Genomic DNA, 20,750 nt, shown 5'->3' with positions numbered 1-20,750 from the left:
CGGTGCCCGCGCCGGTGGTCCGAATCAATCGATGATGATTTGCCGACGGCACCCTGCGCGATCGCACCAATGCCGTGCGGTGCCCGGACTCAGCTAGCGTTCCATCGCGGCGGACCTGTCGATCCGCCCGGGCCGGTGCCCATCGCTTACTCTCCAGATGCGGCGCCGGCCTCCCCTTGTCCAGCCGATAGATGGGTAACACTTTAAACCGGATACATGGGTAACAGTTCTCCCCCTATGCGTCCGTCGCAGCGCCAAGCGGTTTGGTTGGCGCGGCGCTGCGACGGACAAGCTTCATGCGCCTGGTGTCGATGATGCCGAGCGGATGAGCATGGAAGCTGAGCATCCATTCGCCGTCTTCGGTCTCTGCGGCGGCGACCGCTTCGCCGGCCAGTGTTTGCGAGACATAGACGAAGCCGCCATTCCACTTGATCTCGCCATTGTGGCGCACACGGCGCACCGCCGCCTCGTCCGGATAATCGGGCTCGGGCGGCGTTCTTGGCATGGCGCGCCGTGAGGGGCGGTAATGCTGGGCTGGGGTGTCCATGGCCAGTGCCTCATGCGGGCGTTCCTCATTGTAGCTGCGCCGGAAGGCCTCGAAGGCTTGGCCCTGGGCTGTTCTGTCGACCGCGGGTTCCTTAGCCATCGGCAGCATGGTCAGATGAAAGCGCTCATGGCGTCCGTTCTGCTGCGGCTTGCCGGGCGCAATCCGCTCCAGCGTGATGCCAAGCTTGATGAAGCGCGCCGCAAGCGGCGTCAGACCCGTGACGCCGGGCGATGCGAAGGGTGGGCCATTGTCGCTTCTGAAGCGATCCGGCAGCCCATGCTCTTCAAACAGCCGCTCGAACACCGGCCAGGCCTCGGCGTCCGCCGTCGAACCCGTCGCTTCCAGCGCCAGAAGGTAGCGGCTCGATGCATCCATCACCGTCAACGGCTCACAACGCCACCCGTCACGGGTCCGGAACCAGCCCTTGTGGTCCCCGGTCCACACCGCGTTCGGCTCTGAAGCTTTCGGCCATGGACCATTGCCTGCCGCCTTCCAGCGCCTGCGCTTACGCCCCACAAGTCCATGCCGCTTCAGAATCTCACCGGCCGTCGAGACCGCAGGCCAGCCGCAGCAGGGCTCCGCACGCTTGAGCCTGGCCATGATCTTCTTGGGTCCCCACAACGGGTGGACCTCCTTCATAGCCACGATCCGCTCCACCACATCCCAAGGCGTCGCCCGGCCGTGATTGAGCGGCGCTCGCGGCCGATCGTGCAAACCTTCCGGGCCAAACTCCCGATAACGCCCAAGCCATTTGTAGCCGCTCTTGCGCGAGATGCCGTAACCCGCACAAAGCGCACTCATCGTCTCCTCACCCGCAAGGCAATCCACAACAAACCGTAGCCGCTCGTCCATGATGCCAGTCTCTCGCCAAACCATCGCCGGTCCTCCGGCGGACAAGAAAACTGTCACCCATGCTATCGGTCCATTCTGTTACCTATCTATCCGGTTCGGACACCCTTGCCCCCTCTCCCCGCTTTGCGGGCGAGGAACCCAAGCCTTGGGGCGTCGCGCAGACCCCCACCCCGATCCGCTTTGCGGATCGACCCTCCCCACAAGGGGGAGGTGAAGAGGCGCCCTGCCCGCCAGCGGAACAGCGTTCTTATCGAGGCGTGGAAAAGCTGGACTCCCCACCTCCCCCTTGTGGGGAGGTCGGACCGCAGGTCCGGGTGGGGGTGCTGGCGCTGGCTTAGCAAAACTTGGTTTCCTCGCCCCCACGAATGTGGGGGAGAGGTGGCTCGGGCGAAGCCCGAGACGGAGCGGGGAATGGCTCGGCCTCAATGAAGTTCAGAGGGAACCGACGAGCGCCGCGCTGCCCCCTCTCCGACCGCTTCGCGGCCACCTCTCCCCCGCTTTGCGGGGGCGAGGAAATGGCGTCGGCGCTAGCCGGCAATCGCCATCGGTGCCGGGCTCTTGTTGGGTATCTGGATGTCGATCTCCAGCGTCGACATGGTCTCGCCCCTGTCCATCGAGACCTGCAAATAATCCTGGTCGATCTGCACATGCTTGGCGATGACGGCCATGATCTCCTCGCGCAGGATGGAGACGAGGTCGGGCTGGCTGCGGTTGCGGCGCTCATAGGCGAGCAGCACTTGCAGCCGCTCGCGCGCCACCGGCGCGCTGGAGCGCCGCTTGAAGAGGTCGAACAACACTTTCATGCCGCCCTCCTTCCCAACAGCCGGTCGAGGAAGCCCTTGCGCTCGAAGGGAACGACGACCGGCAGGTCCTCGCCCTCCAGCCGCCTTGCGGCGTCGATATAGGCCTTGGCGGCGGTGTTGAGCGGCTCCGACAGCGTCACCGGCGCACCGAGATTGGAGGCCCTGAGCACATCCTGGCTTTCCGGGATGATGCCGAGCAGCGGCACCGACAGGATTTCCAGCACATCGTCGATGCTGAGCATTTCACCCCGCGCGGCGCGCCCTGCGTCATAGCGGGTGACCAGCACGTGCTTGGCGATCTGCTCGCCCTGTTCGGCGCGCATGGTGCGGGCGTCGAGCAGGCCGATGATGCGGTCGGAATCGCGCACCGACGACACTTCCGGGTTGGTGACGATGACCGCCTCGTCGGCAAAGCGCATGGCGAGTTGCGCGCCGCGCTCGATGCCGGCCGGGCTGTCGCAGAAGACATAGTCGAACACCGAGCGCAGCTTGTCGATGACTTCGCCGACGCCCTCCTCGGTCAGCGCATCTTTGTCGCGCGTCTGCGAGGCCGGCAGCAGGAACAGCGTGTCGACCCGCTTGTCGCGGATCAACGCCTGCGACAGTTTCGCCGTGCCCTGGATGACGTTGACGAGGTCGAACACCACGCGCCGCTCGGCGCCCATGATCAGGTCGAGATTGCGCAGGCCGACGTCGAAATCGACGAGCGCCACCTTCTTGCCGGTCTTGGCCACGGCCGCACCGAGCGCAGCCGTCGAGGTGGTCTTGCCGACGCCCCCCTTGCCCGAAGTGACCACCACTACCTTGCCCATGAAAAAAGCCTCCGTCGTTGTTGTTCGTTTGTTGTCCCGGCCGCCCTGACGGCCTTCAATTCAGTCAGTCGCTTCAGCTCAGTGTCTCGACGCGCAGGCCCTCGCCGTCGAGGAAGGCCTGCACCGGTTTGCCGCGCGACACCCCTTCCATCTCCTCGGCGGTGATGTACCAGCCGTCGACCGACAGAAGCTCGGCCTCGTTGCGGCGGCAGAAGATGCGCGCGCCGGTGTTGCCCAGCGCACCCGCCGAAGCGCGCCCGCGCAGCGTGCCGTAGACATGGATCGAACCGGCGGCGACGATCTCCGAACCGGACGCGACCGAGCCCAGCACGATGACATCGCCATGCGCATGCATGATCGCCTGGCCGGAACGGATCGGCGTCTTGATCATCAGCGTGCCCGAATCGTAGTGCGAAACCTGCGGCTCGCTTTCCTCAGTCTTGCTTGCGCCAGCCTTGCCCTTCGCAACGCTGCCGGCATCGGCATGCGCGTCCATACGGTGGTCCGGCGCCCTGCCCTCGGCCTTGCCTTCCCTGCCGGAAGCCTCTTGCCCACCCTTGCGGCCAGGCAACAGCCCATCCGTCGTCGCCTCCTTGGCGCCGACCAGCAAGGGTGGCAGTTCAGGCCCGAGCGAAGCCCCTTCAAGCTCAATGGCATAGATGCGGATGCCGCGCGTCCCCAGCTCCGCCACAAGAGCCGCGATCTCGCTTGGAGCGGGCTTCAGCACATTCAAATCCAGCAGCACCGGCCGCCCGGCAAAATAGCCCGGCGAATTGCCGATCCAGTGATCCAGCCCCTGCAGCCACTCCGCCATGGGCGCTTCCGGGGTCAAGGTGAAAGCGACAAAAGAGCGGGCACGAAAGCGAATGGATTTGGCCTCGAGGGGAGCGGCAAAGGTCACGGCTGGCGAATCCTTACTGAGAGGTAAACGCTAGCGAGGGAATGGTTAACGAATGGTTAATAAGGGTGGGGGAAGCAGGTCCGGTATTGAGCGTCCTGACAGATCCGCGGGTTCGCAGCCGCCATCAGGGGCTCCTACCAGCCAAGCACTGTGCCGGCTCAAGTCGAGAGTGCTCCCACTGAGCAGAACGTCAGCTCAGAGTCGCGATCCTATGCAAATTGGGGTTGGCCGGGCAGCTTGAGAGCGTTCAATTGGATCGTTCCTACGAAGGGATAGTGACTGTTTCAGCGTGCTAGGCGGTGTCGGCTTTTCCGGATCGAGCGCTTTTTGGGTGTACTTCTTTGCTGTCCTTGTCCCAAGGTGACCACTTCTGGATCGGTAGTGCATCTCCTCCTTCATCAAGCACCTCTCGGACACCGCGCATCCTGGCATCATATAGATCGATGATCTCAAGCAGAGCTCGATGCGGCGCAACAATTTGGCCTATGAGCTCGTCGTCCGGCTTTCTGCCATCTTCGACCAATGCACCTAACCGCCGCAAATCGTCGACCAGATCGTCTACTAGTACCTTAGCGTTGGAGATCACGTGAGTAACTGATGGATGTATGTGGTCCGTCCTGTCAACGAATGCACCCAATCCCAAAGCGCTGACAGTCGCCCGCTGGCGCCAATCGCGAATATCGCTGCCTTCCACGGGAGTTGTGCGATTGACTAAATCAGCAGCGATAGTGTGGCTGTCGAATTGTGCCTGGACAATGGCGAAGCGGACATACCAGGCCGCCTCTTCGTTCTGCTCGCGCCGATTCCTCCGCGCTCTCCTGCCCTCGCTTTGAGCAAGCCAAGTTGCACCTACGATCGCGGCGATGGAACCCGCAGCTTGCACCCATGCAGCAGCTTCAGATCCCCAACCAGAATGAGCTACACTGAAATAGGTGGCCCATCCCGCCATAGCGATAAGAACTACGGCCGCACCATAAAACAGCGATCCCAACCAATAGCTTATCCTTAGCCATATGGGCTTGAAATGGGAGCGAAGTACCGCCTTCCTTTTGGCCGTTATATCTGCACTATCCATTGCACGCCTCATCCGCCGCTCTGAGTACTGCGTGGGAGCCAGCTTGTATTGATTTAAACGAATAACGCCATGTCGCGATTCATCGTTCCTTGCGTCCCCTGCATCGTGCGTTGGCTAGCCCTGTGACATTTTTGCAATCTATCAGGAGCCAGATGTAGGTTGTAAACGTATGGCTCAGCGAATCATGTATTTTAGCAGATGAATGTAGTGAAGGAGGCAAGCAGGTGCTGCTGAGTCTATTTTGCGGCGCCGGCGGTCTCGATTTGGGATTCGAAGACGCGGGGTTTGAGGTCGGACTGGCGTTTGACCGAAATAGCGATAGCGTATTGTCCTACAACGAAAATCGGCCCGAAAGGCGCGTAGGGCATGTCGCGGATTTGTCAGCAACGACTGCAGGTATGCTGGATCAAAGGTATGGCCAGCGCTTCAATCCGACTGGCATTGTCGGCGGCCCGCCGTGTCAGAGCTTCAGTCAGGCGAACGTACGGCAGCAGGATGATGATCCCCGTCACCTTATGCCGCTTGTTTTCGCCCGCCTAACTCAACAACTTAACGAGCGCAGCCCCGTCGATTTTTTTGTCCTCGAAAACGTTGTCGGTCTTACGCTTTCGCGACACCGAGAAACACTTCGGAAGACGAAGGAAGCTTTTGATATAGCTGGCTTTGAGGTCGTTCAGACCGTGTTAGATGCACAATTCTACGGTGCACCTCAGTCGCGACAACGCCTATTCCTAGTGGGTTTCAACAGACGCCGTTTCGATGGACTCAAATGGTCGCCTCCGGCCCCCCTAGCAACACCGGTCCGTACGGTGCGCGATGCCATTGGCGGATTGCCGGATCCTATGTTCTTTCAGAAAGGTGCAGACACTAGCAAGTTTCCGCATCACCCGAATCACTGGTGCATGCAACCTAGATCACCAAAATTCGACCGACCAGGCGCGCTTGCCGAAGGCAATGTCAAAAGTCGAAGTTTCAAAACGCTATCGTGGGAGCGGCCTAGCATTGCCGTCGCGTACGGCCATCGCGAGGTACATATCCATCCCAACGGCAAACGCAGACTTAGCGTGTATGAAGCGATGCAGTTGCAGGGGATGCCCCACAATTACCGCCTACACGGCACGATGTCTTCACAGATACGCCAGATAAGTGAAGCAGTGCCAGTTCCCTTGGCGAGAGCCGTAGCAGAATCTGTCAGAGATCAGCTCATATCAGCAGACAGTTCAAGCTGCGGTGTCCAATTGCATGGGACGGACAGGAAGTTCGGCTAGCCACTTGCGCCAAAACGGAATGTCGTAGTGCGCTGAGGCCAGCAAAGCTTCGGTGCTCAGAATTGCCTCCATCCGAAGGCTTTCATCATTCGCAACAGCGTCGTCGAGATACCAAAGTTTTGCGGCCTTATCAATTACGGCAACGGCGTCTTTCAATTCAAGAGGCGGGATAACTGCCGCTCCTCCGGCGCTCCCCGGCTGAACTTTGATACCATCCGGAGTTATTCGAAATGCCAAAGATAGCATATCCGGCTCATCTTTGGAGACCTTATAAGTAAATGCGCTGACAAGTTCAACTTTTGCGGGGAGATTCTGCTGTGCATGGTAATACTGTAGAAGATATTTTCCGAGCCCTATGCTGAAAAGCTTGAGAAAAGAGAAACCCTGCGTTGACCAATGACTGGCAAGCTCACCTGCCAGATTTAACGGATCACCACCGAGGCAGGTTGCTAGCGGATCACCAAATGCGGACGAGTGCTGATCCAGGTTTTTGTGAATCGCGCCTTGTAGCTTTGTCGCTGGAGCGCCGAGCAAATCAGGACTGGCTCTCGTAGTTATGAAGAGTAACCATGGATCGACCGCGGGAAGTTGATGTGCAAGCATTGCCTCCAATGCGTCAAAAATCGAATTCGCTCTGTTTTTTGGGACATAGCCTAAGTGATCACAAGCATCGATGTTGACGACATCAAAGATACCTTTCTGCCGCAGGCGATTGGCAGCCTGACTGCCTTTGATAGCAATATCCTCAAGCCGATCGGCTAGCACTTCTGCGCCATCCGCGATCCGGCCGGCTTGGCGCAGCGCCGATTCAGTTGCCAAGTATACTCCGTTAGAGTCAGCCGCAGGATCTCCAGAATCTGCTCCTTCATAACCCATATCGAAGCCAAAGTAATCGATACGAATGCCACTCGCCGACAGTGTTTCTGCAAGCACACGCACATCAAGCAAATCGGATCCGGGCAGCGTAAAATAGCGAAGAGTTTCTAGACCCTCCTTTGGTCGATGCTTTTCAACCAAACGCTTAACCTGATCAGCCCATTGGTAGAGTCGCACAATCTGCTTAATTGGATGATGCCAAGGAGCGAAATTCTTACGGAGTTCAAGTGATACTCCTAGTACAGTCTCATGCTCTGGATTTGCCCCGAAAACCGCATCGATGTATTGTTCTTCCCCATTGCCCCCGGCAATGGGCTCGATTGCCGCCTCGTTCTCCAGACCGCTGGCCGAGCCCATCTTTTCGCCGATCAAAATTTCCCCCCTCGGAAAATAGCCAGAATGGCCGCGACTAACGTCTGCTGCTCTTCATACGTTCGCCCTTCCAGCACATCGTATGCGGCAAGAACCTGAATCAGGGCGGCAGCCTGACCATCGTATATTGCCCTGTCTTGGGGCTTGGCAGGTTGAGGTACCCCAGATCGCATAATTGCGATCGAACCTGCTTTGCGTGCCTCCTGAGCCTCAGAGGCCGTGTTTGCTATCACCACGTCCGGGGCTGGTTCATCTCCACGCCTTTTCCGCCATATCTCAGATGCAGTAGTAGCTAAATGATCTCGCCCGGCTTGGGCGTCGCTTTGTTTCCGCAGCGCCCTCAATCTATCCGCCTCATCCTTCAGACGGTTCGTTAACTGGCGTATCGCTCCATGCAACCATAGCGTCACTAATTGCAAGTGAGGGTGAGAGTAGTTGAAGCTCTCGCGATCAATATTCAGCGCCGCGTCAAGCCCTCGCTGAACGAAGAGTTCCGACGTAATTTGCCTGAGACGCGTCTGTTCTGACACTTGATATTTGAAGAAATTCGGATCAAAGTTCGACCCGCTTGCGCCTCGGATACGGACTAGAACTCCGTTATTCTCTTTGGGAACAACGCGACCGGTCCAGAACAGATATGCTTCCAGTGACAGGTCGCCGCCGCGCTGGCTTTGCGCAACTCTAGTTAGGTCTGGCTCGAAGCGCCCTACAAACAAGACCGAAGTATTGAGCCCCCTTTGGGTGGTAGCGTAGTGTTTGAACCGTATCGGCCGCTTGAGCTCGACTCCGTCCATTACAACGCGAAAGCCGCCTACCGGATCGAGTCCATCGGTAAGCGCAGGGGCGCCTTTAATCTGGGCTTTCACTGCCTCGCGAACAGTAATGCCTGGGTTCAATCGAACTTCTTGTCCGCGCCCGCGCTCTCTAGTTATCCAATAAAGCTGGAGGTGCCCATCTTGCGTAAGGTCAAATGGATGCCGATCGACATAGGCTACAGGTGCAGCCAACCCCAGTGTCCAGATCATCTCTAGATAGGTGTCTAACGTCGTCGCAAGTTCGGGGCGGTCGAGCCGATCAAACTCGCCCTCCACGGCATCCATCAACTTTGACATCCGGATGTCGGCCGGATCCTCGCTGGTCCAAGGGAGTTTCGGCTTGATGGCCAAAAGTACCGGGCCGTCAGCTGGTTCAGAGAGATTACCGATATATCCAGAATGGTACGTGGGAGGCTCGACCCGCATACTCGCCCAAGTATCGAGATCACCACGTTTGAATGCCGCCTCACGATCGGCGACGCTATCCCAACGGTCTGCGCTTCGTAGGATATCTCGGACTCGTGGTTTCACATCATCAAGGATGATGTCTGTACCGTGCGCTTCCAAGTCGTCGGTTCGCTCTCGGCGGATTAGGACGTCGCCCGCAATATAGTCCTCGCCTTCGTCCGCTTCGACATCGCTTCTGTCCTCAGCATACGCACGAAGCCTAATTTCGGCGAGCAGACGATAATTTTCGCCTCTAGCCTTCGTACTAATCTGGAATCGTCGTGACAACTGACTTATCGAGAAAAGACCAATCCCAATTTTTCCGATAAGTGGGCGTCCTCCCGGAGTACAATCGACATCTTCAGCGCTGACAACGCCGAGACTCTTTCCTTCTTCTCGTCTCTTTGCGCTACCGCCAATGTTCTTTAACAGGCGCGTAAGTGTCTCGTGCGACATGCCGGCGCCGTCGTCGCGGACATATATTCTGGAGAACCGTGGCGCATCAGTGAGGATTGTCACAGTGGAAGCGTCTGCGTCCCACGCGTTGGATATTAACTCGCGTAGAGCTGATGCCGGCTGACGATAAATCCCGTCCGTGACCCGAGCTATCACTCTGTCGCTCGCCGCCAGCCTAGTTTGCACAATTTGCCCCTCGTTGACCGGATTGGCCAACCAGTTAGACAAGTCTTCGCCCTTTTCGATTACTATAGCGTCAGTCACTAATTTTTCATCCCCCGAACCACGTTACTGATCTATGCACTTGGGTGCAACCAGCATCCCGTCGCGATACCGGAATATTCTATCGACATCGGTTTTCCGTTCAGGCTCCCACTTTCGGCGGTCCAAGGAAATTGAAGATCGCAGCCACAAGATCATCATCCGTCTTAGTTTCACAATCCCATATAACCATCGCTGACCACCCAGCTTTTTGGAGCAATTGCAACGACCGTTGATCTCTGGCTTTCGTTCTCGCGAATTTTGGCTGCCAATAATCTTGACGTGACTTCGGCTCGGAGCAATCGATACAGCCTTCGTGCCTGTGCCAGAAGCACCCATGGACAAAGATGACCTTACGACGCGCTGAAAAGACTATATCAGGCTTGCCCGGGAGATCCTTCCGATGAAGGCGGAAGCGGTAGCCATATCGATGCGCGATCTGTCTGACACGCATCTCTGGCCCTGTGTCTTTAGAGCGTATCCGCGCCATATTTGCGCTTCGGCGCTCTTTTGATATTCGATCAACCATAGCTGCTTCGTTCCACCTGGCTCTTTGCGGCTCCATTCGTCCCGGCACGAGGTAGGTCCTACAGCCTTACATACAATAAGGATTGTCGTCGCGACGGGTCAAAGGCTAAGATACGGTGCGTCCCACCCGCCGACGACCCACAGATCCTGATCATTGCTCGATGATGGGCGCCGGCAAGACCCGGACCTTTCGCCCAAACGACGAAACCCCACCGATCGCCGGTCTCGCCGCGTGGAGTTCGAGAACGCAGCCATGCTAGCTTCCATCGAGCCGCCTGAAGCGCGGACCTGAGGGGCAAGTCATGTTGGATCAATGGAGTAATTTCTTCGTCGGGGCGGCGCGGCGGGGCTTGCCGGGTTGATCTTCGTCGCGATCTCGATCAATCCCGAACGCATTGTCCGCAACACGACGCACAAGAACCGGGCAATCAACATGCTGTCGGGCTTCAGCGCGATTTTCATGGCATGCAGCCTGGCACTTCTGGGAGGTCAATATCTTCCGGCACTTGGCGTCGAATTGCTTTTCCTCTGGGGCGTAGCGACATTCATCTTCGTCAGAGGATATGTCGTGGCCCTCAGGGCGGGGATGAGTTCCATCGGCTTGACCGGGCCGCGGCTGGCGGGCGGCACGATCTGTTACCTGGCCGAGGTTGCGGGCGCGATTTTGCTTATTATCGGACGCGGCGTGGGCCTTTACATCGCGGCCCTTGGAACCATCGTCCTGTTCGCCTTCCTGATTTCAGGCGCATGGCTCCTCATCACCGGCATCTACGAAGAGCCGGCCGAGGGATGAGTTGCGGATGGCCGGTCTCCCGAAACGGACAATCGGTTCACTCAGATATGTTGGGCACCCGCCAGCGTGGCGTCCCCACAATCTGCCCACCCTTTGCGGCTTTGAAATAGGTCGCCGCGAGATCCTCGTCACACATCGAGGACAAGTATATCTGGATCGACCCACCATCCTGGGTGACCGGGTAGCGTTCGCCGCATGCATCGAGGCGCTTTTCATACAGGCGCATTTGCTTGCGGGTCAGTCGATCGAAGAATCCAGCCTTGCACTTGTCGATCACGGCTTCCGACATGAATTCGTCGCCGCTCGATCCCCAGGCGCAGGCCTGGTGCAACTTGTGAGCGGCCAGGCAACCGGGGGCGGCCTGAATGTCCTGCTCCAATTGCGCACCTTCCGGGCACTGCGCGTCCTCCGCGGCCGCGGGAGCGATCAAGAGAAGCCCCATCAGGATTGCGCAGCTGGTCCGCATATCGAATTCCCCGGCGGCCTCTCTCCAGATCGATTTTGCGTCGGTCCCAGCTTAGCCGAATGGACGCAAACGGGAAAGATTGTCGCTTCCGGCGGTGTTCCGCGAGCCGCGATTTCACAGGCCTCCGGCTACGGGCAGCGCGGCCGATGCCTTGCGCGGCCTTCGCCTTGGCGGCGCCGGCGAAATGGTGGCATGTGCTATGCCCTCATTCGCGCGGGCTTCGAGTTAGGCGTCGCATGAAAGATCGAAACTTTGCTTTGAATGCGCGTCGGCGCAACCCGTCAATCATCCTGAGGCGGTCAAGATATAGGTCCGGGTGAACGCAATCGAGCATTGTTGAAGGGCTGCCAAGTCCGAGCCTATCGGCAGCCTGATCATCGGCCATGATCAGGATGTTCTGCCTGTACCAAAAGGGCAAACTGCTGTCTGACCATATCCTCGGGCGAATTAGATCGAAGGGCTCGTAGCCCTGTTGCTTGAACAGGGCTGACCAATGGCTCTGCCAGGCCTCGTTGATGTGGTGAGTGCCTCCCTGGGAAGGAATGGCGGCTGAGAAAAGAACAACGGGTGCGCTCCGGCAAAGCCATTCGACAGCGCGCACGGAAGCCGGAGCCGAGATATGCTCCAGGACCTCCGTACAAATTGCGAGGTCAAAGCGTCCAAGGTCGGGGATCGAGTCCTCCAAATCCCCCAGCACAAACTCTGCTTCCGAAATGAGCCTCTGTTCCGCGGGCACCCAAGGTCCGTCGATACCATTTACGCGGGCCACCCCCATTTGTTTTGCCGCCAATAGCCATGACCCGGTTGCCGTTCCGAGGTCGACAACGGACTCGGGCTTGAAATATTCAAAGACGTGCCCGAGTATTTCCTTCGCAATTCTGATTTCGCCCGAGCGTTCCCTAAAAAAATCGCTGTCATAGGTGTTCTGGCTCATAATGCAGTCCTAAAAATTCATTCTAACTCTTTGTTTTGACGCAATTCCAGGCGGAAAACCGCTCACACTTTTCCTGGAATTGCTCTCGTCAAACTCGTTGGGCATGGAGCGCAAACTCGTTTCGGGGCTATGCAACGTTCATTGCCAGCGGGAAGCGTAGCGGCACGACGTCGACCTTCTCGGTGGCGAAAAAGCTTCTGTTTCGAAAATGCCCGAAAACGCGAGTCGACTCTGCCCGGATCCTTTCGATGACGCGCTTGTTTCTGGCGGGCGGCGACCTGGATTGAATTAAGGTCGCAGGCCCGCCGTTTTCCGAAACGAAATGCGCTTGCGTGCAGAGCGCGGGCATCAACTGGTAGGTCGTGTTACGCGCGGTCGTCATCTCGGTTGGATTGAAGAGTGCGAAATCGACCGCCGCTTTGAGACGATTCGTGCCCTTGAGCAGTTTTTGGGCGGCGTCTTTCGAAATCAGATAACCGCACGAGCCCATGTGCCGTCCGGCCAGTCTCCTGACCGAGTATCCATTTTGAGCGGAAACATCCCGGCTCCCGATCCTCACCCGTACGAAGAATGTTTCGAGCTTGACCACATCCGCGTCCCTCGGGATCCAGCTGACATCGGACAGCATCGGTCCGGCGTCGTGGCTGAAAACAACGTCGTCCTCGAAAACAGCGCCATACCGATCGGGGCCGTCCGCGATGCTCTGCCAGCAGAGACGGTGGCTAAGAAAGCAGCAGACTTCCGCCCCGGTCAGCGGGGGTGCGATAAAAGGAACTCCGCGTGCCGCATCGATACCGGCAACACGTTCAAAAGCAATTCCAATGCGGGAAAATTCTGCCGTAACGTCAGCGAGCCGATCAACTGATCGGTCAAGATTGATCACAAAACACTTCACTGCCACCCCCCGAGGCCCTAAAGCAAAATTAGCGATATCTACTTTATGCCCGCCTAGGCAGGAAGTTCATCGTTAGTTCTTATCGCCCCTCTCTTCTCTATAGGGATGCTCCAAGCGGCAGTCAACTTTCCGTGAGCACCAAATGATCGCAGCCGCTGGGCCAAAGGTCGCAAGCTTAGCGCCATCGCGACCGTCAGAGCCCTCAATGCCGCTTGAAATACTGCACCTCGCGCTCATGCTTCTCAGCCGCCTCGCGCGTCTCGAACGTCCCCAGGTTCCGCCTTTTCCCGGTCTTCTCATCCTTCTTGCGCGAATAAAGCCGGTATTTTCCGTCCTTGAGTTTGCGGATCATCTCGCTCTCCCTTGCCAGGATCGATCAGGATTTCCCCCTGGCCTTCAGGCTGCGCGCTGCCTGCTCCACCGCCGCGCGGTCGGTGCCCAGGCGGTCGAGCAGCGCCTGCGCTTCGTCGCCCGAAATGCCGGTGCGCATGGCCAGTTTCTCGACCTCCAGCACATCGGTGCTGGCGATCTCGCGGGTCTCAGGCAGTGCGTCGTCGGCCGTCAGCGGCAGTGCGGCTTCACGGTCGATCTCCATTTCGGCCTGGTGCCAGTGCCGCTCGTGGTCGCCATCAGCGCCGCCTTCGCGTTGCCATATGGCGTAGGCGCGGTCTCGGATCTTGTCGTTGCGGTCGTCGGTCATGGTGGTTCTCCCTTCGTGTCGGGGAGGAACGCCGCGCCGGCGCGAACGATCCAAAAATTTTGCGTGATCGTCGGCTGGGGATCGCAAGGCGTCACGGGTTCAGACGCGCCGGCTCGTTCCTACTCGCACTGACGCCTCGGCCCACCCGAATAGGGCTGGTAGCTGTTGTCCTCGGGACGGTAGGAGCGGTAGCGGCTGAAGCAGGACTGGACGTGGTCGTCCGAAAGATCGGCCGACGCAACCAGGGGCGCGGCGCCGCCTTCGACATAGCTGACTTCGGCGGGCGCGGCCTGGTCGGCGGCGGCGGTGGTGTCGAGATAGGGCGACACGCAGGGGCGCTGCTGGCCGCTGTAGGACATGTAGCTGTTGTCGTCGGGATTGTAGGAGCGGTAGCGGTCCGCGCACCAGCTGACATGGGCAGGTGGCAGCCTGGCCTGCTGCTCGCCGGCGCCGGGCGCCACCGCGACTGTATGGGTCGGGTCGGGCGCCTGCACCCTGGCGGCGGCATCGGGTGCTGCGGGCTGCGCGGCGGCCACCCGCTCCAGGCCCGGCGCGGCCTTGTCCACGGGCTGTGCGTCCTTGGTCCACAGCTGCGAGACACTGTCGGCGGGCCTGGCCTGATGCGCGGGCTTGGCGACAATCAGCCAAGCGGCGAAAGCCAGCCCGCTGGCAAAGACCGCAAGGGTCAGGAAAAAGCCTGCGACCAGTGCCAAAACCGCTTTCATCACACACTCCTTGAGCCCCTGCTAATAGAATGCGGAGCGTCGGGACTGGTTCCAGCGAGCGAGCGTTTGGCAAAGGTGTCTCAAACCGGCAGCCGCACGTCCACCGAAAACTCGTTCTCCACGGCCAGCAGCGCCTTGACCATCTCCTTGTCGCGCTCACGCTTCTGCAGGGTGCGGGCCAGCAGCCAGTCCAGCGACAGCCTGCCGGCGCCAACGGCGGCCAGCACGAACATGCCGCCTGCGATCGCCAGGTCCTTTTCGAAATGCAGCAGTTCGTTCTGGCTGGCGAAGTTGGTGTGGAACAGCAAGGCGGTGGACAGGCAGAACAAGCCGAGCCCGATGCCGCCCAGCCGCGTCAGCAGGCCTGATGCCACCGAGAGCCCTGCCCCCAGTTGCAGCGCGATGGTGGCGATGAACAGCGGCAGGCCGACGCCTTGGGCGGCCATCGCCCTGGCGGCGCCGTCGAAATGGGTGGCCAGCGTCACGCCCTCCTGCAGGAAGATGAAGGACATAAGCAGGCGGCCGGCGAGCAGGGTCACGTCCCTGATGTGGTATTTCGTGGCGAGGCCGTTGAGCTTCGCGGCGATGTCGTTCGGTGTCATGGGTCAGCCTCCATTTTTAGCATGAGGCAAGCGCCGCCCGCCGCGGGACGCACGAGAACGGCGCCTGCCGGATGTGATGTTCGAAAAGGCCGGAGCCGGCTCGAGGGAGAGCGCCGGCTCCGGCAATGGGCGCCAGCCACGAGCGCCCAAACTTTGGTAAGGTCAGCGCCAGCCCTCACTCCGTCTCGGCTTCGCCGAGCCACCCCCCCCACGTCCGTGGGGGAGAGGAAATGGCGGTGGCGCCGTGGGTTTACTGCGTCACCTTGGTGTCGATGGCCTTTTGCAGGTCGGACAGCTCGTCGCAGCCGGCGGGGCAGAGTTTCTGCAGCGAGGCCAGCTGCGCCTTGGCCTTGTCCATGTCGCCGGTCTCGACATAGAGCTCGCCCAGATATTCGCGGGCGGCCTTGTGGTCGGGCTTCAGCTCCAGCGCCTTGTTGTAGTAGGTCAGCGCGGTGGTGAAATCGCCGGTCTTGCGCAGCGTGAAGCCGAGCAGATTGTAGACGTCGGCCTGCTGGTTGTCCTGCGCGAGATCGCGCAGATCGGCCAGCGCGCCCTTGTAATCCTTGGCGGCGATCTTGGCCTGAACGGCGGTGAGGTCGGGCGCGTCAGTGCCCTCGATATCATCCACCGCATAGGCCGGCATGATTGTCGCGACGGGAACGACGGTCAGCACGGCAATGGCGCCGAGCAGGCCGAACAGGGCGTCTCTGCCCAAAAGGGACTGTTTCATTGTCTTTCTCGCTTTGGTTGAGTGCTAGCGTTGAGAGACCGTTTCGAAACTCGCTCTGGCGAGTCATATGGAGGTGGTTTCGAGAACCGGAGCGCAGCGTACTTTTGGGTACGTGAGCACCGGAAGCGCAGAAAGCGCCTCCAGATGGCCGCCAGAGTAGAGTTTCCAAACGGGCTCAAACTTGAACCGGCGTGAAGCCATAGGCACTGCCGTCTTTCACGAAGACGCCGGTGCCCGGGAATGGGAAGTGCGACCCGGAAATGCGGATGTTGTCCGCGATCACCCGGTCGATGATCTTGTGGCGCGTGGCAATCGCCGTCGGCCCATCCTGGTCGTAGGCGCCCTGCCACTCCGGATGCGGCGCCAGCAAAGCGGGCACATACATGGTGTCGGCCGAGATCATCAGCTGTTCCTTGCCGGAATTGGCGAGGTACACCGAATGTCCGGGCGTGTGGCCGGGGGCGGCGATGATCTGGATGCCGGGCGCGACTTCGGCGCCGTCCTCGACCAGCTTCCAGTTCTTCCATTTCGGAAAATTTTCGGCGATGCGCTTGCCCGCCGGCTTGCGGCCCTCGGGCAGCTTGGCCAGCCGGCCGGGGTCGGTCCACCAATTGTATTCCGTGGCGTTGACGATCAGCTCGGCATTGGGGAACACCGGCGTGTTGGTGCCTTTCTCCATCAGGCCCCAGACGTGGTCGGGATGGAAATGCGAGATCATGATGGTGTCGATCGCCTTGTAGTCGATGCCGGCGGCGGCCATGTTGGCCGGCAGGTGCGTGGCATTGGCCTGCCATTGGCCGACGCCCGAGCCGGCATCCATCATGATCAGTTTTCCGCCCATCTTGAGCACGACGACGGTGAGCGGAATGGGCATGAAATCGGTGGTGAGCCCCGCCTTGGCGAGCGCCGCCTTGGTGTCTTCGACCGAGACGTCCTTGATGAAGGCCGGGTCGTGCGGCTTCTTCCAGATGCCGTCATAGATGGCGGTCACCTCGATATCGCCGACCGTGTATTTGTAGAAGCCGACGGTCGGCTCCACCGGGGTTTCGGCAAAAGCGGGGCGGGTGAACTCAAGCTTGCCGGCAAGGCCGAAGGCAGCGGCGGCAGTGGCGGTTCCAAGCAGTGTGCGGCGTGTCATGCTGAACATCGGGTATCTCCTGTGAGGTTGCGTGGCGGTGGCAAAAGTCGGAAGGCGAGAAATTCCAGGGGTGACGGAAGGCCACGCCACATGGCCCTCCGTCCTGATTGCGGACCGGGTCGGGACCTCGAGGCTGTCCCAACCCCTGAACTCAGTTGCCCCAGATGCCCTGGCCTGGTTCATCCGCATCAGTTTTGGTCGTTGCCTGCATGCCGTGCCGAACCATGTCCGGCTTGCGGATCGAGGCGGTGTAGGTGTTGTCGACGGAGGCGGCTGCCGGATTGACGGTACGGTCGCCAAAATGATCGCTGCCGGCGAAGGCGCTGGTGGTGGCCACGAGGATGGCGGCGGCGGTGAGAGCGATGTTTTTCATATCGATGGCTCCTGTTGTTGAGCGATTGCTTGAAGGCGCGCTCAGCGGCCCCAGAGGCCTTCGTCGTTGTGCCGGTTGATGATGTCCTGCGCCGATCCCTGGCTCGGTCCGGTCGTCACCTTGGTGTCGACGCCGTTCTGGTGCGCGGTGTAGGGGATCGAAGCGGTGGCATTGGCGTCGACGGAAGCGACAGGCTGGTTTCCCGTGTTGCCACCGAAATGATCGCTGCCGGCAAAGGCAGCACTCGAGGCAAGCAACATCGCAGCCACGCCGAGAGCGAGCTTGGTCATTTGACAAATCCTTGTTTCGTTTCTCCGGGTCGCGGGCCGGCAGTTTGGCCCCGCTGAAGGAAAGACCCGGCAAGGCGGTGCTTTATTCCCGGGGGTGGCGAGATTTTTTTGGAAGGGGAATCAGGGCTCGATGAACCCAACCTTGGCAGAGCCCAATAGGCGCGACCTAGACACACAAAAGGCGCCGGCGCAGCGCGCCGACGCCTTCAAGGATGCGCCAGACCGGCCCGCCTACGGACAGGTCTTCTTGCCGCAGACCGCGATGCAGATCGCCGGGTTCGAACAGGTGTAGGTTTTCTTGGAACTGGTGCCGGAAGATGAGCCGCCGCTGGACGCGGCGAGCTGGCCGGGGCCGCCCTGGTCCAGCGTCTTCATGTCGCGATTGCTGGCGCTGATCTTGCCGCAGATCTCGGCGCCGCAGACCGCCTTGCAGATCGCCGGATTCCAGCATTTGTAGGCCGCGAAGACCTCGGTAGGAAGAAGGGCGCAGAAAACCGAGATGCCGAATATCAATCTTTTCGCCGCACGCATTGTTGCCTCCTGTGGCCAGTTTTCCCGATGTCACGGAGACCCGGCCGCCCAGCCTCCGTTCCCGCGCATGCCTCATGCAGCGCGTCCGCCGGCGCGACTATGCGGATGCAAAGCCATGGGCGTATCGCACTGGCGGCACAGGCGCATGGCACTGGCGGAACAGGCGCCTCACTGCGCCAGGCCGGCGCGCACCTCGGAAGGCGTCATGCGATAGCGCGAGCGGAACTGCCGGTAGAAGGTCGACGGCTCGACCAGTCCCGCCTCGAAGGCGAGATCGGCGATCGGCCGCGCGGCGAAAAGCGGGCTGGCGAGCTGCCGGTGGATCCGCTCCAGCCGCCTTTGCATGACATAGTCGGAAAAGCCCTGCCCCTCCTCGGCGAAAAGCCGCCTGATGTAGCGCGGGCTGATGCCGAGGCCCCTTCCCGCCATCTCCGCCGACAGCCGCGCTTTGTGCAGATTTTCCTCGATGTAGCGTTTGATGGCCTCGATGCGCGCGGCGCGGACGCCGCGCCCGGCGATCACCTCGCTAACCTCGCGGCTGGCGCCGACCGCGGCCGCGAACAGATCGGCAATGTGCAGGGCCGCCAGCGGCGCCAGCCCGGCGCTCATCCCGCCCTGCGCCACCGCGCCGAGATAGGCCAGCAGAAGCCGCGCCTCCGGCGTGGCGGGATTGATCGCATCGGGCCTGAGATCGCCGACATGGCGCACCAGCGGCTCCAGCGTCGACCTGGCAAAGCGGGCGCAGATGGTCCACTCGCCGTTCGGCGCCCTGGCGCGCCAGCGCCGGTCCATCGGCATGATGCAGGGCGCGCCGGCCGGTGTCTCCACCGTTCCATGGCTTGGCGTGTCAAAAGCCCAGCCGCCGGCGATCCAGGACACGACGAGGTCGTCATTGGCATCCTGCCGCAGCGCTGCCGTGCGTTCCCAGGCCATCGGCGCAACCTTGCCCTCGGCCACGCTCACCCCAGGCAGCAGAAGCGTGGTGGCGCTCAGACGCAGTTCGCCGCCCTCCAGCGGGGCGAGGTCCAGCCGCATGCAGATGCGGCCGTAGAATTCGCGCACGGCTTCTTCGCGCTCGCGATCGGCAATCTCGTCCGTGGACAGGACGATGACATTGTCCGGGCTGGACACCTGCGTTCGATCCCCGTTCTTCCCCTGGGGTTTTCGTGCGGGCGACAGGGACAGTTCAAGGCCTATGTGGACGCTCCGCGCAAAAGTGGCGGCAGGCGCAAGGAATGTGGCCCCAGGTGCAAGATCGGCATCGGATTGTCTGCTGTCCGGGCTTCAGCGGAGTTCGCGGATCCAATGCCATAGGCTGTAGTTGGCCCCATGCCCGCGGTTGAGGCCGCGGCCCTCCGCGGCAAGCGCCCGCATCTCGCGCGGCGTCATGTCGAAGGCACGCCGGAAGGCGCGGACAAAACTCTTGCGGTGAACGAAGCCGTAGCGGCCGGCGATCTCGCCAATGGCTTCGTGCCGGCGGCCGGGATCGACAAGTTCGGCGCGGCAGCGGCGCAGCCTCTCCTCCTGGATGTATCTGGAGAGGCCGCCATGCGGCTCGAACAGATAATAGAGCTTGCGCGTCGAGATGCCGAACAGCGCGGCTATCGTTTCGGCGGCGAGGTCCCGGCCGCTGATGTGCCTGTCGATATGGCGGCGGATTTCGCCGCTCAGCGCCAGTTGCACCGAAATGGCGTTTTCCTCCGCCACGGTCGAATTGATCGCCGCGGCGGCGAGTTCCAGGGTCGGCCTGGTCACCGCCTCGGCATCCCTGCCGCTCATGGCCGGCGCGGCCTGGTAGAGGCCGAGCAGATGGCCGCGCAACAGCGCCGTCAAAGGCGCGTTGCCCGGGATGACGCGCAGATTGTGCTCGTCGGGCGCCTTCAGAAGCGGCGCCAGCAGGCGACGCGGCATGGTCAGGTTGAGGCTGTCGATACCGGACGTCCCTGTCGACTGGGCCTGCGCCAGGTCGGAGACGATCAGGTCGCCCGGGCAGGCCTTTTCATCCAGTCCGCCATCGCGCCGGCCGTGGCTGCCGCGCAGGCAGAGCTGCACGGTGATCTGGTCGAGGCCGTCGCGTCCGATGCGGGCGCGTGAGCGGTCGAAGTTCTGCGCGACGCATCGGTACGAACTGAGCGCGATCTCGCCGAAATCAAACGCTTCCGCATGGACATGGAACCGATCGTCGCCACCATTGCGCAGGCGAACGTCGTAGAAGAAACTCATGTTCTCCTGCCACAGCGCGATGGCCTGCCTGGGCGCCAGGCCCGCTGAATCCAGCACGGAGCGCGGGATCCCGCGATCCGCGAGCGCCCCGCCCGGCTTTTGACCGTTGCCTGCCGCTGCCATCCGCCACGATCCTCCGCGAACGGCGCAGCATAGGCATGGTTGCCGAGCCGCGACAACACCGGGTTTGCACGGCAAGCGCAGGCCGGCTCCACCAGCCCCTCCCCAGTTCACAATGTCCCGCTCAGACACACTTCAGAAACAATATTCAACAGTTCGGAAAAACTGGCGAAAAGATCGGATGCCATAAGCATCCCTCAACGGCCGGGAATCGGCC

General features: G+C 60.6%; 24 protein-coding genes. 2 read left to right on the top strand and 22 right to left on the bottom strand.

Annotation, left to right across the window (positions count from 1 at the left end; all coding sequences use genetic code 11):
- Window positions 1-235: 235 nt before the first annotated feature.
- The 5 genes from JN279_RS16455 to JN279_RS16435 all read right to left on the bottom strand — a co-directional run bounded on the left by JN279_RS16455 (window position 236) and on the right by JN279_RS16435 (window position 4,990).
- Window positions 236-1,423, bottom strand: coding sequence for an integrase core domain-containing protein (locus tag JN279_RS16455; RefSeq protein ID WP_096445643.1), 1,188 nt, complete (start codon window positions 1,421-1,423; stop codon window positions 236-238).
- A 503-nt stretch (window positions 1,424-1,926) separates the two neighbouring features.
- On the bottom strand, window positions 1,927-2,202 hold the full coding sequence (gene minE, locus JN279_RS16450; protein WP_202353370.1) for a cell division topological specificity factor MinE: 276 nt from the start codon (window positions 2,200-2,202) through the stop codon (window positions 1,927-1,929).
- Window positions 2,199-3,014: a septum site-determining protein MinD gene (gene minD / locus JN279_RS16445; RefSeq protein WP_010910549.1), complete on the bottom strand. Its 816-nt coding sequence runs from the start codon at window positions 3,012-3,014 to the stop codon at window positions 2,199-2,201. Before minD ends, minE begins: the two co-directional genes overlap by 4 nt.
- A gap of 73 nt (window positions 3,015-3,087) precedes the next feature.
- The gene (minC, locus tag JN279_RS16440; protein ID WP_202353369.1) at window positions 3,088-3,915 is read right to left on the bottom strand and encodes a septum site-determining protein MinC; all 828 of its coding nucleotides are present in this window, start codon (window positions 3,913-3,915) and stop codon (window positions 3,088-3,090) included.
- A gap of 292 nt (window positions 3,916-4,207) precedes the next feature.
- Window positions 4,208-4,990, bottom strand: coding sequence for a hypothetical protein (locus tag JN279_RS16435; protein WP_202353368.1), 783 nt, complete (start codon window positions 4,988-4,990; stop codon window positions 4,208-4,210).
- Window positions 4,991-5,214: 224 nt separating this feature from the next.
- Between JN279_RS16435 and JN279_RS16430 the strand changes: the two genes are divergently transcribed.
- Entirely contained in the window at window positions 5,215-6,258 is a 1,044-nt protein-coding gene (locus JN279_RS16430; protein ID WP_202353367.1) for a DNA cytosine methyltransferase, read from the top strand.
- Here JN279_RS16430 and JN279_RS16425 read toward each other — a convergent pair.
- From JN279_RS16425 to JN279_RS16415, 3 genes are all read right to left on the bottom strand, one after another.
- Window positions 6,211-7,506, bottom strand: coding sequence for a PP_RS20740 family protein (locus tag JN279_RS16425; protein WP_202353366.1), 1,296 nt, complete (start codon window positions 7,504-7,506; stop codon window positions 6,211-6,213). The genes JN279_RS16430 and JN279_RS16425 overlap by 48 nt on opposite strands.
- Window positions 7,503-9,488, bottom strand: coding sequence for an ATP-binding protein (locus JN279_RS16420; RefSeq protein ID WP_202353365.1), 1,986 nt, complete (start codon window positions 9,486-9,488; stop codon window positions 7,503-7,505). Before JN279_RS16420 ends, JN279_RS16425 begins: the two co-directional genes overlap by 4 nt.
- Before the next feature lie 100 nt (window positions 9,489-9,588).
- Window positions 9,589-10,014 carry a very short patch repair endonuclease gene (locus tag JN279_RS16415; protein ID WP_202353364.1) on the bottom strand — a complete coding sequence of 142 codons (426 nt, stop codon included), beginning with the start codon at window positions 10,012-10,014 and terminating at the stop codon, window positions 9,589-9,591.
- A gap of 357 nt (window positions 10,015-10,371) precedes the next feature.
- On the opposite strand from JN279_RS16415, the gene JN279_RS16410 reads away from it, so the two are divergent.
- Complete coding sequence (locus tag JN279_RS16410; protein WP_202353363.1) at window positions 10,372-10,806, top strand: hypothetical protein; 435 nt, start codon at window positions 10,372-10,374, stop codon at window positions 10,804-10,806.
- 37 nt (window positions 10,807-10,843) lie between these two features.
- On the opposite strand, the gene JN279_RS16405 is transcribed toward JN279_RS16410, so the two are convergent.
- The 14 genes from JN279_RS16405 to JN279_RS16340 all read right to left on the bottom strand — a co-directional run bounded on the left by JN279_RS16405 (window position 10,844) and on the right by JN279_RS16340 (window position 20,536).
- On the bottom strand, window positions 10,844-11,272 hold the full coding sequence (locus JN279_RS16405; protein WP_202353362.1) for a hypothetical protein: 429 nt from the start codon (window positions 11,270-11,272) through the stop codon (window positions 10,844-10,846).
- A gap of 205 nt (window positions 11,273-11,477) precedes the next feature.
- Window positions 11,478-12,206, bottom strand: coding sequence for a class I SAM-dependent methyltransferase (locus JN279_RS16400; protein WP_202353361.1), 729 nt, complete (start codon window positions 12,204-12,206; stop codon window positions 11,478-11,480).
- Window positions 12,207-12,333: 127 nt separating this feature from the next.
- Window positions 12,334-13,089 carry a glycosyltransferase family 25 protein gene (locus JN279_RS16395; protein ID WP_202353360.1) on the bottom strand — a complete coding sequence of 252 codons (756 nt, stop codon included), beginning with the start codon at window positions 13,087-13,089 and terminating at the stop codon, window positions 12,334-12,336.
- A 214-nt stretch (window positions 13,090-13,303) separates the two neighbouring features.
- Window positions 13,304-13,453 carry a hypothetical protein gene (locus JN279_RS16390; protein ID WP_013894378.1) on the bottom strand — a complete coding sequence of 50 codons (150 nt, stop codon included), beginning with the start codon at window positions 13,451-13,453 and terminating at the stop codon, window positions 13,304-13,306.
- A 24-nt stretch (window positions 13,454-13,477) separates the two neighbouring features.
- Complete coding sequence (locus JN279_RS16385; protein ID WP_202353359.1) at window positions 13,478-13,801, bottom strand: DUF2934 domain-containing protein; 324 nt, start codon at window positions 13,799-13,801, stop codon at window positions 13,478-13,480.
- A 119-nt stretch (window positions 13,802-13,920) separates the two neighbouring features.
- Entirely contained in the window at window positions 13,921-14,526 is a 606-nt protein-coding gene (locus JN279_RS16380; protein ID WP_202353358.1) for a BA14K family protein, read from the bottom strand.
- 80 nt (window positions 14,527-14,606) lie between these two features.
- A complete protein-coding gene (locus JN279_RS16375) occupies window positions 14,607-15,128 on the bottom strand; it encodes a DoxX family protein (protein WP_202353357.1) in 522 nt (173 codons plus the stop codon).
- A 250-nt stretch (window positions 15,129-15,378) separates the two neighbouring features.
- Window positions 15,379-15,858 (bottom strand): tetratricopeptide repeat protein, encoded by a 480-nt coding sequence (locus JN279_RS16370; RefSeq protein WP_202353356.1) that lies wholly within the window; start codon window positions 15,856-15,858, stop codon window positions 15,379-15,381.
- Window positions 15,859-16,033: 175 nt separating this feature from the next.
- Window positions 16,034-17,005 (bottom strand): MBL fold metallo-hydrolase, encoded by a 972-nt coding sequence (locus JN279_RS16365; protein WP_202353355.1) that lies wholly within the window; start codon window positions 17,003-17,005, stop codon window positions 16,034-16,036.
- A 142-nt stretch (window positions 17,006-17,147) separates the two neighbouring features.
- On the bottom strand, window positions 17,148-17,369 hold the full coding sequence (locus JN279_RS16360; RefSeq protein WP_202353354.1) for a DUF680 domain-containing protein: 222 nt from the start codon (window positions 17,367-17,369) through the stop codon (window positions 17,148-17,150).
- A gap of 41 nt (window positions 17,370-17,410) precedes the next feature.
- Entirely contained in the window at window positions 17,411-17,659 is a 249-nt protein-coding gene (locus tag JN279_RS16355; RefSeq protein ID WP_202353353.1) for a DUF680 domain-containing protein, read from the bottom strand.
- A 231-nt stretch (window positions 17,660-17,890) separates the two neighbouring features.
- Window positions 17,891-18,190, bottom strand: coding sequence for a hypothetical protein (locus tag JN279_RS16350; protein ID WP_096448187.1), 300 nt, complete (start codon window positions 18,188-18,190; stop codon window positions 17,891-17,893).
- A gap of 168 nt (window positions 18,191-18,358) precedes the next feature.
- Window positions 18,359-19,321: an AraC family transcriptional regulator gene (locus JN279_RS16345; RefSeq protein ID WP_202353352.1), complete on the bottom strand. Its 963-nt coding sequence runs from the start codon at window positions 19,319-19,321 to the stop codon at window positions 18,359-18,361.
- A gap of 153 nt (window positions 19,322-19,474) precedes the next feature.
- Window positions 19,475-20,536, bottom strand: coding sequence for a helix-turn-helix domain-containing protein (locus JN279_RS16340; RefSeq protein ID WP_202353351.1), 1,062 nt, complete (start codon window positions 20,534-20,536; stop codon window positions 19,475-19,477).
- Window positions 20,537-20,750 lie beyond the last annotated feature (214 nt).

The sequence above is a fragment of the Mesorhizobium sp. 113-1-2 genome (assembly GCF_016756475.1).
GTDB lineage: Bacteria > Pseudomonadota > Alphaproteobacteria > Rhizobiales > Rhizobiaceae > Mesorhizobium > Mesorhizobium loti_C.
This window is presented reverse-complemented; position numbering and strand designations above follow the sequence as displayed.